This is a genomic window from Seonamhaeicola sp. ABD4_175 (assembly GCF_056160885.1).
Genome location: NZ_JBSWYC010000001.1, coordinates 1,403,445 through 1,416,831, shown reverse-complemented (window position 1 = coordinate 1,416,831; position 13,387 = coordinate 1,403,445). Strand labels below are relative to the sequence as shown.

Below are 13,387 nucleotides of genomic sequence, written 5' to 3'. Positions count from 1 at the left end.
TATGTATCCATTAAGAAGAAATAGACGATTAAGAACTAACGAGGCAATAAGAAGTTTAGTTAGAGAAACCATTATATCTCCAAACGATTTTTTAGTACCACTTTTTGTGGTTGAAGGCAAAGGTGTTAAAGACGAAATTGCTTCTATGCCAAATTACTACCGTTATAGCTTAGATTTATTAGAAAATGAAGTAAAAGAATTGTGGCGATTAGGATTAAAATCGGTATTATTATTTGTAAAAGTGCCCGATAATTTAAAAGATAACAAAGGTGCTGAAGCTTTAAACCCAAACGGATTAATGCAACGCGCCATAAAAACCGTTAAAAATGCTTGTCCAGATATGTTAGTCATGACCGATGTGGCTTTAGACCCTTACTCGGTTTACGGACATGATGGTATTATTGAAAACGGACAAATAATAAACGATGAAACTGCCGAATTTCTTGCAGAAATGAGCGTATCTCACGCACAAGCTGGTGCTAATTTTGTGGCGCCAAGCGATATGATGGATGGACGCATTCTTACCATTCGCGAAGCTTTAGAAGATGAAGGTTTTATAAACACTGGTATTATGAGCTATTCTGCTAAATATGCATCGGCTTTTTATGGGCCATTTCGTGATGCTTTAGATTCCGCACCAGTTGATTTGGTTGATATTCCAAAGGATAAAAAAACCTACCAAATGGATTTTGGCAACCGTTTTGAAGCCATACGTGAAACCGAAATGGATATTGATGAAGGTGCCGATATTGTTATGGTAAAACCAGGTTTATCGTATTTAGATATTCTGCGTGAGATAAAAAATGAAGTCGATGTTCCAGTGGCTGTTTATCAAGTTTCTGGTGAATACGCCATGATTAAAGCCGCTGCTGAAAAAGGTTGGCTTAACCACGACCAAGTAATGCTAGAAACCACAATGGCATTTAAACGCGCTGGTGCTGATATTATAGCGAGTTATTTTGCAAAAGATGTAGTAAAATTAATAAGTTAATAAAAAAATTAAACCACTGTAAAATTTTTTAAGGTTATAAATTTGATTTTGTAAATTAGCCACAAACAAATCAAATTCATGGCCTTACTTATTTTTTACGGCGTTATATCCATTTTCTTTTCCTTTTTATGCTCTATTTTAGAAGCTGTTTTATTAAGCGTAACCCCAACATTCATAAATGTTAAAAAAAAAGAAGGCAAAGCCTATGCAACAGCATTAGAAGCCTTAAAAAAAGATGTAGACCGTCCGCTAATTGCAATATTAACTCTAAATACTATTGCGCACACAGTTGGTGCTATTCTAGTTGGTGTACAAGCTAAAGTAGCTTATGTTGAAATGTACGGAAGCAAAACAACATCTATTTTTGGTATAAAATTTACCGAAGATTTAATGGTGGGTGTGGTATCATCAATAATGACAATTTTAATTTTAATTGCTTCTGAAATTATACCCAAAACCATTGGCGCCACCTACTGGAAAGGACTTGCTAACTTCACATCAAAAGCATTAAAAGTGCTTATTTTTCCATTAAAATGGACAGGTATTTTGTGGCTTTTACAACTTACAACAAAGTTAATTGGTGGTAAAGGACATCACGGAAGCGTTTTAAGTAGAGAAGATTTTCATGCCATGGCAGATATGGCTCACGAAGAAGGTGTTTTTCAAGAATCTGAAAGCAAGGTAATTAAAAACCTCTTAACCTTTAAAGAGGTAAAAGCCAAAGATGTAATGACGCCTAGAACGGTAATGAAAACTGAAAGTGAAACCACAACCGTTGAAGATTTTTTCAATAGAAACTTAAATTTAAGATTTTCTAGAATACCCGTTTATATTGATAATGAAGACAACATTAAAGGCCTTGTTTTAAAAGATGAAGTTTTTAAAGAAATGGCACTCAATAATGGTTCCAAAAAGTTAGGTGAAATTAAAAGAGACATTATTATTGTAGACCGTGATATGCCCATACCAAAACTGTTTGAAAACCTGGTTGAAACAAGAAACCACATGGCATTAGTTGTAGATGAATACGGTACTGTAAGCGGTTTGGTTACCATGGAAGATGTTATTGAAACATTGCTTGGTCTTGAAATTATGGATGAAAGTGATAACGTATCAGATTTACAAGTACAAGCCCGTAAAAACTGGGAAGCAAGAGCTAAAAAACTGGGTATTTTAAAAGACGAAGAATAGAAACATAATGGAGAGTTGTATCATCAAATCGCCTTTAGGTTTCATAAAAATTATTGGCAATATTAATGGTATTTCGTCTGTTACAATTTTAAATTCTAAAGAAAGTATTACTGATGTAATTCCTGAAACTCTTGAAGATTGTGCAATACAATTACATGAGTATTTTAGTGGCAGCCGTAAAAAATTTAGTGTAAAACTAAACCTTGAAGGCACACCGTTTCAAAAAAACGTTTGGCAGGCTTTACAAAATATTCCGTACGGTAAAACCGTTTCATATTTAGAGTTATCTAAACATTTAGGTGATGTTAAAGCCATAAGAGCCGTTGCCAGCGCCAACGGAAAAAACCCTATTTGGATAATTGTACCATGCCACAGGGTTATTGGTACTAACGGGAGTTTAACTGGGTATGCAGGCGGATTACACAGAAAACAATGGCTTTTAAATAATGAAAGCCCGTTTAAACAACAAACACTATTTTAAATGTATCAAAAACTAGTAAAAATATTAAGACGCTTTTTTACTGATGCGCAAATTTACAAGTATGGCTTTAATTGGTCATCAATGTATAAGCGTTCAACCGGAAAAGTTATTCGGGTTTCTGATGATTTAAGGCGTGTAACCGTAAAAATACCTATTAGTTATAAAAACCGAAATTACGTAGGTTCTATTTTTGGTGGAAGTTTGTTTTCAGCAACAGATCCTATTTTCATGATTCAACTTATAAATATTTTAGGTGATGATTATGTGGTTTGGGATAAAGACGCTACCATAAAATACAAAAGACCTGCAAGAGAAGATGTGTTTGCTAAATTTTTAATTTCTGAAAGTGACATAACACAAATAATTAAAAACGTTGCCATAAATAACGAAACAGACTTTGTAAAAAACCTAAATTTAGTTACTGAAGATGGGGTTATTATTGCAGAACTTACCAAAACACTTTACATAGCAAACAAAAAATACTACAAGGCCAAACGCAAACAAAAAACACAAAAAAAATAGCTTAATATTATGCATGCATAATTTTTTAGTATATTTAGTTATTCCTAAACTATAAACTAAAATGAGATTTATAAAAAAACTAATTAAATGGCTTCTAGCTCTTTTAGGTGTTTTAATAATTGTGCTTTATGCTACAGATACAGATTACTTAATAAAAGCTGTTAGAACTATTTATTTAACAGGGCATTCAACGGCTTATTTAGAAGACTATAAAAAGTTTGACAACCAACCCATAGCCATTGGCACACCACAGCCCTGGCCAAATCATAAAAACTACAACACGGTTAAAGAAACAAGCACACTAAACAAAATAAATAAAGCAAACGGCACCATTGCCTATGTAATTATTAAAAATGATAGTGTTTGGTTTGAAAACTATTATGATGGTTTTAGCGCCAACTCAAAATCAAACTCATTTTCAATGGCCAAAAGTTACGTTTCGGGTCTTTTGGGCAAAGCTATACAAGATGGTTATATAAAAAGTTTAAACCAACCTGTAAGTGATTTTTTACCAACCTTTAATGAAGGTTTGGCAGCAAAAATGACGGTAGGTCATTTATCTAGTATGGCATCAGGCACCACCTGGGATGAGCAATATTACTCACCGCTTTCAATTGTAACACGCGCCTATTTTGATGATAACTTAGAAAAAGTAATGTTGAGCCTTAAAATGGAAAAAGAACCTGGTAAAAGTTTTAAATATTCTAGTGGCGATACTCAAATGCTAGCCATGGTTATAGAAAAAGCCACAGGTAAAAAACTATATAATTATTTAACCGAAAGCTTTTGGAAACCACTTAACTGCGAAAACCAAGCCCTTTGGCAAGTAGATAGTGAAAACCATGATTTAGTAAAAGCCTACTGTTGCATTGCCAGTAATGCCAAAGATTTTGCACGTTTTGGTAAACTTTATAAAGACAACGGTAAATGGAATGGCAAACAGGTTTTAGACTCTGCTTTTGTAGCAAAATCACTAAAACCCGTGTATCCTGATGGTGCAATGTACGGCTATGGTTGGTGGTTAAAAACTATTGGCAATAAAAACTTTTTTATGATGCGTGGCCACTTGGGCCAATACGTAATTGTAGAGCCTAATGACAATGTTATTATTGTAAGACTTGGCCACTCAAAAGGCGTAAATAATGTTGTAGGACATTTCACTTCAGATATAAATACGTATATTGAAGAAGCTTACAAAATGCTTGGTGAATGATTAGTAAAATTAACCTTGAAAACATACTATTTTTAGACATTGAAACCGTACCCGAACATGAATGTTTTTCTTCTTTAACCGAAGAAAAACAAGCCCTTTGGGAACAAAAATCAAAATACCAAAGAAAGGATGAGTTCACAGCCCAAGAATTCTATGAGCGTGCTGGTATTTGGGCAGAATTTGGTAAAATTGTGTGTATTTCAGTTGGGTACTTTAAAATGCAAGGCGACCTTAGAAAATTTAGAGTAACCTCTTTTTTTGGAGATGAGCTCAAAATACTTCAAGATTTTAAAAACTTAATTACAACTCATTTTAGCCAAAACAAACATTTACTTTGCGCCCATAACGGTAAAGAATTTGACTTCCCTTACATTGCTCGCCGTATGATAATACATGGCATTGAATTACCTAATAAACTTAATTTATTTGGCAAAAAACCATGGGAAGTTCCGCATTTAGACACTTTAGAACTCTGGAAATTTGGCGATTATAAAACCTATACATCATTAAAACTATTAACCAATGTTTTAGGTATTCCGTCACCAAAAGACGATATTGATGGTAGCGAAGTTAGAGGTGTTTATTACGAAGAAAAAAATATTGATAGAATAATTACCTATTGTGAAAAAGACACTATAGCAGTTGCGCAAATTTTCTTAAAATTTCAAGGCGCTAGTATATTAACCGATGATGAAATTATTCATATTTAAAACTTATTAAATATAAGAAGTTAGTAATTTCACATTATGAAAAAAACACCTGTTTTATCAATTAAAAACCTGTCTATTTCCTTTGGAAAAAATAACGTAATTCATAACATTTCGTATAATTTATTTGAAAATGAAATTTTAGGTATAGTTGGTGAGTCTGGTTCAGGCAAATCGGTATCATCATTAGCTATTTTAGGCTTGTTACCTAAAGCTATTTCAAAAATAACATCGGGTAACATTTTTTATAATGAAACTGATGTAACAACACTTTCAAACAAAGCTTTTCAAAAAATTAGAGGCCAAAAAATAGCCATGATTTTTCAAGAACCTATGAGTTCTTTAAATCCGTCAATGACCTGCGGAAAACAAGTAGAAGAAATTTTACTTCAACATACCAAATTATCAAAATCTGACATTAAAACCGAGGTTATGTCGCTTTTTGAAAAAGTAAAGTTACCAACACCTCAACGCGTATTTACATCATATCCTCATGAAATATCTGGCGGACAAAAACAACGTGTTATGATTGCTATGGCTATTGCCTGCAAACCCGATGTTTTAATTGCCGATGAACCTACCACAGCTCTTGATGTTACTGTACAAAAAGATATTATAAAGCTGCTTAAAAACCTTCAAAAAGAAACAAAAATGAGCGTTATTTTTATAACGCACGATTTGGCTTTAATATCTGAAATTGCAAATAGGGTCTTGGTAATGTATAAAGGTAATATTGTTGAAGAAGGCCATGTTGCAAGTATTTTTAAGAACCCGCAACACAATTATACAAAAGCGCTAATAAATTCGCGCCCATCGTTACAAACACGTTTAAAAAAATTACCAACTATTCAAGATTATTTGAATAATACTATTGTAAAAACCGAAATTACAACCGAACAACGCAAACTTCAGCATAAAAAACTATACAACAAACCTCCGCTTTTAGAGGTTATTAATGTTGAAAAGGCATACGTTTCAAAATCTGGATGGTTTTCAAAACCTTCAACATTTAAAGCGGTAAATAATGTAAGTTTTAAATTGTATGAAGGTGAAACTTTAGGGTTGGTTGGCGAGTCTGGTTGCGGAAAATCTACTTTAGGCAACGCCATTTTACAATTAGACAAAGCCACTGCCGGCCAAATAATTTATAAAGGCACAGATATTACAAAACTATCTAAAAGCGCCATTAAAACACTTCGAAAAGATATACAAATAATATTTCAAGATCCGTATTCATCATTAAACCCAAGAATACCAGTTGGTGAAGCTATTTTAGAACCTATGAAAGTTCATAAACTTTACAACTCTAATATAGAACGAAAAGAAAAAGTTATTGAAATTTTAAATAATGTTGGGTTAAATGAAACACATTTTAACCGTTACCCGCATGAGTTTTCTGGTGGGCAAAGGCAACGCATTGGTATTGCACGCACAATTGCACTGCAACCCAAACTTATAGTTTGCGATGAGTCTGTATCTGCATTAGATATTTCGGTACAAGCCCAAGTTTTAAATTTATTAAATAACTTAAAAGAAACTTTTGGTTTTACTTATATTTTTATTTCGCATGATTTAGCGGTTGTAAAATATATGAGCGACCAGCTTTTGGTAATGAATAAAGGTAAAATTGAAGAGCTTGATGATGCCGATGTTATTTACAACAATCCGCAAACAGCTTACACTAAAAAATTAATTCATGCTATACCCAAAGGGTTATAGCATGAATATCTTTTTTGTTAAGTAAAACAAACTTTTAAAAAACCTCAAGTTTTCTTGAAGTGTCTCTTTTATTTTACTTTCGTGAAATGAAGACGACTCCAGTGAAGCCGCCTCTGCCGTTGGCAGTTCAGGTAGATTTGGTTCCATATTTTTGTAGGTTAAGTTCATGGTAGATTTAGGAACAAATTCAAATATTTATAATGGTTGATTTGGTTTTGCTAATATCAAACTTTTTTTCAAAAACATAGCTAAAAAACATATTTTTTCGATGAAATGCATTAATATTATTTTTTTAATGTAATACTGGTAACATAAATACATATTTAAATAGTTATCTTTGAGTTATTCAAATAAACTTCTTATACCAACTAAAAATATTAAACTAACCTTATGAAAAAACTTTGGGAACCATCAAAAGCGTTTAAAAATCATAGTCATTTAAAAGCATATTGTAATTGGTTAGAACAGCACCAAAATTTAAAGTTTGATAATTATGAGGAGCTATGGCAATGGTCTGTTTCTAACACCGAAGCTTTTTGGGAAAGCCTTTGGTTTTATTTCAAAATAACATCACATACGCCTTATAAAAAAGTGTTATCTGGCTATAATATGCCAAATTGTAAATGGTTTGAAGGTGCCACTTTAAATTACAGTGAGCATATTTTTAAACAAATGCAACCTAACAAAACAGCTATACTTTTTAAAAATGAATTAGGTAAACAAACAAAAATCACATGGGCACAATTAAAAGAAAAAGTTGCCGCCATGGCAAGCTATTTAAAAGCCTTAGGTGTTAAAAAAAACGATTGTATAGTGGCCTTTTTGCCAAATGTACCCGAAGCAACCATAGCATTTTTAGCCGTTAATGCTTTAGGTGCTGTATGGTCTAGCACGTCTCCAGATTTTGGTACAGAAAGCGTTGTAAATAGGTTTTCTCAAATTAAACCCAAAGTACTTATTGCTACAGATGGTTACACATATAACAGTAAGCCTTTTGATAAAACCAGTACCGTTAAAGCTATTATTGCAGCATTACCAACACTTAAAAAAGTAATAATTCAGCCTTATTTAAATGAAAATGCTTTAAATAATTTTGATGATGATTGTGAAGACATAAATGCTATACTTAACAAAAAAGGCGAAAAATTAACCTTTACACCCGTAGATTTTAACCATCCTATGTGGGTTTTATATTCATCTGGCACCACTGGATTACCAAAAGCCATTGTACACTCTCACGGAGGCATTTTACTTGAGCATTATAAATACATGGCATTTCATAACAATGTACATGAAGACGAACGCTTTTTTTGGTTTACAACTACAGGTTGGATGATGTGGAATTTTTTACAATCGGCATTATTAATGGGCGCATCTATTGTGTTGTATGATGGCTCACCAACTTACCCAAATTTTGATGCACTATGGACGCTTACTGACGATTTAAATATCAACCATTTTGGTACCAGCGCACCTTATTTAGTTGCCAACATGAAAAAAGCATTAAACCCAAAAAACACACACAAATTACACTCTTTAAAATCTATTAGCTCAACAGGCGCACCATTGCCAACAGAGGCTTTTGAATATGTTTACACCAATATTAAAGATGATGTTTGGTTATGCTCAATGGCCGGAGGTACCGATGTTTGTACGGCATTTGTTGGCGGCACTCCATTTTTTGCTGTACATGCCGGAGAAATTCAATGTAGAGCCTTAGGTGTTTCGTTATTTGCCTTAAATGATTTAGGCGAACCTATTAAAGACGATTTAGGCGAAATGGTAATAGATAAGCCTATGCCATCAATGCCCATTTACTTTTGGAATGATAAAGACAATGCCAGATACAAAGCCAGTTATTTTGAAGACTACCCAGGCAAATGGCGCCATGGCGATTTTATAAAAATTAATTCTGAAACCAACGGATTAGTAATTTACGGGCGCTCTGATGCAACATTAAACAGGCACGGAATTAGAATTGGCACTAGCGAAATTTACAGCGCCGTTAACAAAATAAACGCTGTAGAAGATGCTCTAATTATTAATCTTGAATTAGAGGGCGGTAAACACTATATGCCTCTATTTGTAAAGTTAAAACCAGGATTTGAATTAAATAATGCGGTTAAAAAGAATATTAATAGTCAATTAAAAAACGACTATTCTCCACGTCATGTTCCCGATGAAATAATTGAGGTTAAAGACATACCTTATACCATTAGTGGCAAAAAAATGGAAGCGCCTATAAAAAAGATTCTTTTAAAAATGCCCATAGAAAAATCAATAAACATTGATGCTATGCGTAACCCAGAGTGTGTAGATTTTTATATTGAATTTGCTAAAACCATATAAAAAAAGCGCTCTTAAAAAGAGCGCTTTTTTTTAAAACCCATCTAAATCATCGGGTATATCATCTTTTATATTATCTTCATCAGTAGTATTAGTATCTATTTTAGAACAATCAACTACTATTGATAAATCTTTAGGAGCTTCAAAAGCTTCTTTTGAAATATCTAAAGTTGTATCTTCATAACAACTTTTCATATATACACCCCAAATAGGCAATGCCATTGCTGCACCTTGCCCATAAGTAATACTGGCAAAATGTGCTGCTCTATCTTCTGCTCCAACCCAAACACCTGTTACAAGATTTGGTACCATACCCATAAACCAACCATCACTTTGGTTTTGCGTGGTTCCTGTTTTTCCTGCTATTGGGTTTTTAAACTCATAAGGATAACCCGTTACAACCTCTCTATAATCTGCCCTATACGAATCTGCACCTTTTGTTCTCAATCTTGCCCCAGAACCATGCTCTGTAACACCTTCCATAAGTTTAACAGCAACATAGGCTGTTTCGGCACTTAAAACGTCACGCGTTTCGGGTTTAAATTGGTATAGTATTGTTCCATTTTTGTCTTCAATAGTTGTTACCATTACCGGTTTTGTATAAACACCTTTATTAGCAAAGGTTGAATATGCGCCTACCATTTCATAAACACTTAAATCTGGTGTACCTAATGCAATAGAAGGTACTGCAGGAATATCAGATTTTATACCTAACTTTCTTGCTAAATCAACCACGGGTTGTGGGCCTACTTTATCAATTAACCTAGCTGTAATGGTATTAACCGAATTTGCCAGGGCGTTTTTTAGTGTTCTTGTACCACCATAATCATTTTCGCCACCTGAATTTCTAGGGCACCATTCTTCTGGATTTCCAAATTTGTTAGCTTCAATACAAAACGGTGTATCTGGAAATTCATCACAAGGCGAATAATGTAATTGATCTATAGCTGCTGTGTACACCAAAGGTTTAAAAGTAGAACCAATTTGGCGCTTACCTTGCATTACCATATCGTACTGAAAGTGTCTATAATTCATGCCACCAACCCATGCTTTAACGTGGCCTGTAGTAGGATCCATAGACATCATACCTGTTCTTAAAAACGATTTGTAATAACGCATAGAATCCCATGGTTTCATAATGGTATCAACCTCAGATGGGTTACCTTTATCCCATTTAAAAACCGTCATTTTTGTTGGTTTGTGAAATGAGGCTTCAATATCTTTATCAGATTTTTTTAAATCGTATTTTAAATGCCTCCAACGTTCAGATTGTTTCATGGAACGTTTCATTAAAGCTTCTATTTCACTTTTATCTAACTCTAAAAAAGGAGCTGTTGGGTTACGTTTTGGTGTATTTTGATGAAAAAACTCTACTTGTAACCTTGGCATGTGCTGTTGTACCGCATCTTCAGCATACTTTTGCATTCTAGAATCAATGGTTGTGTAAATTTTTAAACCATCGGTATATAAATTCCATTTTTTACCATCTGGTTGCGGATTTTCTTTTATCCATTCTTTCATAAAACCATCTAAATATCCTCTAAAATATGTTGCTAAACCTTCACGGTGTGACTCTGGTGAATAATTTAAATCTAATGCTGTTTTTTGAAGTGAATCTTTAACGGTTTCATCTATATAATCATACTTATACATTTGTGATAAGACCACATTACGTCTGTTTTTTACGCCTATTGGGTTTCTATGAGGTCTTGGGTTATAAAGCGATGAATTTTTAAACATACCCACCAACATAGCCGATTCTTTCAATGTTAATTCTTTTGGTTCTTTGCCAAAATAAATACGTGCGGCACTACGAATACCATCGGCATTGTTACCAAAATCGTAAATATTAAAATATTGTGCTATAATTTCTTCTTTGGTGTATTGTTTTTCTAAACGGATAGCAATAATCCATTCCTTAACTTTTTGTAAAATTCTTCCAACGGTATTTTTTGAACCTTCTCCGTGAAATAATTGTTTAGCTAATTGCTGCGAAATAGTACTGGCACCACCTCCACTACCCATTTTTACAACAGCGCGTAAAGTACCTCTGGCATCAACACCAGAGTGTTCTTTAAACCTAACATCTTCTGTAGCAATTAAGGCATCAACCAAATGTTTTGGCAGTTCATTGTAACCTATGGGTGTTCTGTTATCGTTAAAATAGAATTTACCAAGTGTTTGCCCATCAGCAGAAATAATTTCAGTAGCTAAATTGGTTCTTGGGTTTTCTAAAACGGTGTGATCTGGCATTTCACCAAATACACCCCAAGATGCTAATAAAAAAATTAGAATTACAGATAGTGCTCCGGCTGAAAACAGCATCCAAAACCAACGTATATATTTTGAAAAATCTGGTGGAGCTGCTTCTTTATTTTGATTTTTTGTTGCCATAACTTAAGTACGAAAAAAATTATAAGTGCCTAAATATTGATAGTTAATTTGTGTTTGGGTGTTCAATTCTAAATCCAACATCGGTAATACCATCTAAACTTACCACGCCATTTACTTTACCATTTTCTCTCATAGCGTGTTGTATGTTTACCGTGTAAGTGCCGGTTTCTTTAAATATAACGTTTTCTTTATACCAAAGTTTGTTTTCTTTAACATCAGTATAACCAGTGCCCAAAAACTTACCGCTGGGATCTGCCATTCTATACTCTAAAGTATCTTTTATGGTTTTTCCGTGCGGAAAAATCATCTCAACAATTACATGTAAATTACTGTATTTGTATGCGTTGGTGTTTCTTAAGTTTACAAATAGGTTATATTTATTTGTGGTATCTGGTGGTGTAATTTTAAAACTTACAATAGAATCTTTGTGCCATGTATTTGGAATAGGTTTATAGCTATCAAAAACACGATTTGTATCACATGAAACCATTACAATTGAAACTATCAATAAAAATAACCAACTATTACTTTGCTGCATTTTTAGTGTTTTGGTTTTGAGGTTTTCGGTTGTTTTTGTTTCTATTTCGGTTACTATTTCCTTTATTGCCTCTGTTAGTGCTTTTAACTTGGTTACTATTATTGGTTTTATTAGTATTGTTTCTGTTATTGTTATTTTTTCTATTCCTATTATTTTTACGTTTTCTTTTGGGTTTTGGATTATCAAAACGCGTTAAACTATCTTGCCCAACAACATTTTCAAATTCTGTTTTCGTTTCTTCAGGAATATCGGCAGCGTATTCTTCAAGGCTTGCAACCTTATCGTTTTTCTTGTTTAGGGCAATTATTTCTTGTACTTGGTCTGTAGTTAATTTATGCCATGTTGCCCATTCGCCTTCATAGGCAAACCACATGTGTTTTTTAAAAATATCGGTTTTTTGGCAAACGGCTAAACCTTTTTCGGTTTTTAGTTTAACATCGGTTTTTGGGAAATCTTTTAAAGCATCTAAATAGGTATCTAACTCATAATTTAAGCAGCATTTAAGCTTACCGCATTGGCCTGCCAACTTTTGCGGGTTTAATGATAATTGTTGATAACGTGCCGCCGATGTGCTTACCGAACGAAAATCTGTTAACCAAGTTGAACAACACAGCTCGCGCCCACAAGAGCCTATACCGCCAAGTCTTGCTGCTTCTTGCCTAAAGCCTACTTGTTTCATTTCAATACGTGTACGAAACTCTCTGGCAAATACTTTAATTAGCTCTCTAAAATCTACACGCTCTTCGGCAGTGTAGTAAAATGTGGCTTTACTGGCATCACCTTGAAATTCAATATCAGAAATTTTCATTTCTAACTTTAAATCTATAGCAAACTGGCGTGCTTTTACTTTCATAGGCTCTTCTCTATCGCGTGCCTTTTGCCAAATATCAATATCTTTTTGTGATGCTTTTCGGTATATTTTTAGGCCTTCTTTTGCATTCTCAGGTATGTTTTTACGCTTCATTTGCACGCGTACCAACTCACCTGTAAGTGTAACCATACCAATATCATGCCCTGCTTTTGCTTGTGTTGCCACAATATCGCCAATGCTTAATGTTATATTTTCTGGGTTATGGTAATACTCTTTACGGCCGTTTTTAAAACGTACCTCAACCCAATTAAATGGTTTTTCGCCATTGGGTAGTGTCATATTTGAAAGCCAATCAAAAACCGTTAGTTTATTACAACTATCGGTTCCGCAGGTACCATTATTTTTACAGCCTTTAGGTTGGCCATCTTTAGTAGAACAGCTTGTACAAGCCATAAGTTTTTATATTGAATTCGT

Annotated in this window: 11 protein-coding genes; 8 read left to right on the top strand and 3 right to left on the bottom strand. The window is 33.8% G+C overall.

The window, feature by feature from the left end; translation table 11 throughout:
- The first annotated feature begins 1 nt into the window (after position 1).
- From hemB to ACXAG4_RS05730, 8 genes are all read left to right on the top strand, one after another.
- A complete protein-coding gene (gene hemB, locus ACXAG4_RS05765) occupies positions 2-991 on the top strand; it encodes a porphobilinogen synthase (RefSeq protein ID WP_475295120.1) in 990 nt (329 codons plus the stop codon).
- A gap of 78 nt (positions 992-1,069) precedes the next feature.
- Complete coding sequence (locus ACXAG4_RS05760; protein WP_475295119.1) at positions 1,070-2,182, top strand: CNNM domain-containing protein; 1,113 nt, start codon at positions 1,070-1,072, stop codon at positions 2,180-2,182.
- Positions 2,183-2,189: 7 nt separating this feature from the next.
- Positions 2,190-2,663 (top strand): methylated-DNA--[protein]-cysteine S-methyltransferase, encoded by a 474-nt coding sequence (locus ACXAG4_RS05755; RefSeq protein WP_475295118.1) that lies wholly within the window; start codon positions 2,190-2,192, stop codon positions 2,661-2,663.
- Complete coding sequence (locus ACXAG4_RS05750) at positions 2,664-3,185, top strand: DUF4442 domain-containing protein (RefSeq protein WP_475295117.1); 522 nt, start codon at positions 2,664-2,666, stop codon at positions 3,183-3,185.
- A 61-nt stretch (positions 3,186-3,246) separates the two neighbouring features.
- Positions 3,247-4,398 (top strand): serine hydrolase domain-containing protein, encoded by a 1,152-nt coding sequence (locus ACXAG4_RS05745; protein WP_475295116.1) that lies wholly within the window; start codon positions 3,247-3,249, stop codon positions 4,396-4,398.
- On the top strand, positions 4,395-5,108 hold the full coding sequence (locus tag ACXAG4_RS05740) for a 3'-5' exonuclease (protein ID WP_475295115.1): 714 nt from the start codon (positions 4,395-4,397) through the stop codon (positions 5,106-5,108). Before ACXAG4_RS05745 ends, ACXAG4_RS05740 begins: the two co-directional genes overlap by 4 nt.
- A 36-nt stretch (positions 5,109-5,144) precedes the next feature.
- Positions 5,145-6,824 (top strand): ABC transporter ATP-binding protein, encoded by a 1,680-nt coding sequence (locus tag ACXAG4_RS05735; RefSeq protein ID WP_475295114.1) that lies wholly within the window; start codon positions 5,145-5,147, stop codon positions 6,822-6,824.
- Between the two features lie 390 nt (positions 6,825-7,214).
- Positions 7,215-9,173: an acetoacetate--CoA ligase gene (locus ACXAG4_RS05730; protein ID WP_475295113.1), complete on the top strand. Its 1,959-nt coding sequence runs from the start codon at positions 7,215-7,217 to the stop codon at positions 9,171-9,173.
- A gap of 30 nt (positions 9,174-9,203) precedes the next feature.
- Here ACXAG4_RS05730 and ACXAG4_RS05725 read toward each other — a convergent pair whose 3' ends face one another.
- From ACXAG4_RS05725 to ACXAG4_RS05715, 3 genes are read right to left on the bottom strand one after another with little or no spacing between them, the layout of a single operon-like run.
- On the bottom strand, positions 9,204-11,564 hold the full coding sequence (locus ACXAG4_RS05725) for a penicillin-binding protein 1A (protein WP_475295112.1): 2,361 nt from the start codon (positions 11,562-11,564) through the stop codon (positions 9,204-9,206).
- Positions 11,565-11,607: 43 nt separating this feature from the next.
- Positions 11,608-12,102: a gliding motility lipoprotein GldH gene (locus ACXAG4_RS05720; RefSeq protein ID WP_475295111.1), complete on the bottom strand. Its 495-nt coding sequence runs from the start codon at positions 12,100-12,102 to the stop codon at positions 11,608-11,610.
- On the bottom strand, positions 12,089-13,366 hold the full coding sequence (locus ACXAG4_RS05715; RefSeq protein ID WP_475295110.1) for a PSP1 domain-containing protein: 1,278 nt from the start codon (positions 13,364-13,366) through the stop codon (positions 12,089-12,091). The genes ACXAG4_RS05720 and ACXAG4_RS05715 overlap by 14 nt, the downstream gene beginning before the upstream one ends.
- Positions 13,367-13,387: the final 21 nt, after the last annotated feature.